The organism is Micromonospora sp. ATLC20, from assembly GCF_057196585.1.
In genome coordinates, this window is sequence record NZ_JBXUOV010000340.1 from 1 (window position 1) to 2353 (window position 2353).

Annotated in this window: 2 protein-coding genes; both read right to left on the reverse strand. The window is 73.4% G+C overall.

Translation table 11 applies throughout. The features are described from left to right. Positions 1–70: 70 nt before the first annotated feature. Positions 71–1585, reverse strand: coding sequence for a class I SAM-dependent methyltransferase (locus tag AC2CHG_RS31070; RefSeq protein WP_484526167.1), 1515 nt, complete (start codon positions 1583–1585; stop codon positions 71–73). Positions 1586–1619: 34 nt separating this feature from the next. After that, on the reverse strand, positions 1620–2353 hold a 734-nt coding region (locus tag AC2CHG_RS31075; protein WP_484526168.1), incomplete at its 5' end, for an ATP-binding cassette domain-containing protein.

Here is a 2353-nt window from a genome sequence, read left to right on the forward strand (position 1 = left end):
CCGCCACGGCGGCCACCACCTCGGGAGGAACCGATGCGTGACCTCGTCTTCCCCGGCCGCACGGCGGTGCTCACCGGCGGTGGGCGACGGTGAGGACGTGGGTGGTCGGCCAGTCCAGCGGCCGGCCGTCCAGGTCGGTCAGGGACGCGACGGGCGCGATCCGGTTGTCGATCACCCAGTCGTTGCGGACCGGCGCCGAGGCGGGGCCGATCTCGAAACCGGCCTCGGTGAGCAGCTCCGACCAGTCGGCGAAGCTCAGGCCGCAGAACTGCTCCTTCGTCTCCGACAGCCAGTTGTCGGTGTAGTCCTTGCGGGTCAGGTAGTCCATCGCCGCGCCCAGGCCGAGACGGACCGCGCCGTCGGCCAGTGGTTCGTACGCGAAGCCGAACGCGAAGTCCACGGCGAACTGGTCCAGCCGGGCCCGCGTCGACAGTCCGGAGACGTACCGCCGGACCTCGGCCGAGGACAGGTCGGCCAGGTCACGGCGGGGCGAGGCCGGGTTGTCGCCGTCGTCGCCGGTCAGTCGCAGGATCACCGGCCGCTCCGGCTCGTCCGGCCCGCACACGTCACTGTTGATCCAGACGCCGCCCGGCACCGTGTGGTCGTGGATGCGGCGGGCGAACTGGAGCAGCGACTCCCGCTGCCGCCCGTACGACCAGATCTCGTGGGTCAGCGCGAAGGTGAGCGTGGTGTCCACCGAGCGGTCCTTGAACACCGCGCCGCCGAGGACGTTGCGGTGGAAGAAGTAGACGTTGGCGTTGCGGAACACGCCCTGCGCCTTCTTGTGCAGGCACTCCTGGTAGAGGTGACGGGCCACCTCCACGCCGATCAGGTCGCTCTCCCGCAGCGTGGCCTCCCGGTCGGCCAGTTCCAGGACGGCGCCCGCGCCGCAGCCGATGTCCACGATGCGGCCGGGCTGCACGTACCGGCGCACCGAGTCCCACTTGCGTTCGGCGGCGGAGGCGAACGCCTCCACGTAGGTGCGGTAGTCGCGGGTGACGGTGAGGCCGCCCTCGTCGCCGACGAGCGGGTCGTTCACCACCGACCGGATCGCCTCGACCAGGCGGTAGCGCTCGAACACGTCGATCGTCGCCGGGTGGGTGAGCGTCCGCCAGCTCTCGTCGCCGGCGGCCAGGCGCAGCAGCACGTCCCACGGCCGTTCCGGGGTCTCGGGCAGGTCCGGGTCGGCCTCGACCAGCGCGATCGCGAAGCCGAGCCGCTCGTACAGCTTGGCGACCTCCGGCGTGGAGCAGGCCACCACCGTGTCGGCGGGGGTGAGTTCGAGTCCGGTGGCCACCGCGATGCTCTTGAGCGTGACCTCGGCGAACGCGTCGGTGTACGCGGTGTCGAAGATCGGCACGGCCAGCGAGCGCAACCCGGTCAGCACGCTGAACCGCTCGATCGCGGCCTCCCGCCTGTGGTACGCGACCGGGTTGCGCCTGGTGTTCTCGTGGTTGGCCGACGTCACCGCCCAGACCACAGTGGCCTCGTCACCGGCGAGCCGGCTCAGGTAGTCGGCCTGGAACCGGGTCAGCAGGTGGTGCCGCCCCGGGAACAGCACGAAGCGGGTCGGCAGGTCGGTCATGGTCACCTCGCCTGGGCGGTGGAGCGGGCGGTGATCATACCGGGACGCGCCAGGAACGCCAGAGATGGCCGTACCGGCCGTCGGCCGCGAGCAGTTCCTCGTGCGTGCCCTGCTCCACGATCCGGCCGTGGTCGAGCACCACGATCCGGTCCGCGCTCACCGCCTGGCTGAGCCGGTGCGCCACGATCAGCGTGGTCCGCCCCTGCGTGGCCGCGAGGGCCGCCCGGTCCAGGTCGCGGGCCCCGGCGCTGCCCGCCTCGGCGGTCGCCTCGTCGAGCACGGCGACGGCGGGCGCGGTGAGCACCAGCCGGGCCAGGGCGACCTGCTGGGCCTGGGCGGCGGTGAGCCGGTGGCCGCCCTCGCCCACCGGCGTCGCCAGCCCGTCCGGCAGGGCACGCAGCCAGGTGGTGGCGCCGACCCGCTCCAGCGCGTCGAGCAGCTCGGCGTCGGTCGCCTCCGGGGCGGCCAGGCGCAGGTCCTCGGCCAGCGGGCCGGCGAAGACGTGCACCTCCTGGCTGACCAGTGCCACGTCCCGCCGGGAGGTGGCCTCGCCCGTGCCGGTCAGCGGCGCGCCGTCGAGGCGTACCGATCCGTCGGTGGGCGCGATGATCCCGGCGGCGATGCCGGCGAGCGTGCTCTTGCCGGCGCCGCTGGCGCCGACCAGCGCGACCCGCTCCCCCGGCGCCAGGCGCAGCTCGACGTCGGCCAGCACCAGCGGTCCGTCGTCGTAGTGGTGCCGCCGCACCGTGACGTCCAGCGCGGCCGGGC

Excerpts from the sequence above, each read along its gene's own strand:
- AC2CHG_RS31070 (WP_484526167.1), bottom strand. The coding sequence starts at position 1,585 with ATGACCGACCTGCCGACCCGCTTCGTGCTGTTCCCGGGGCGGCACCAC.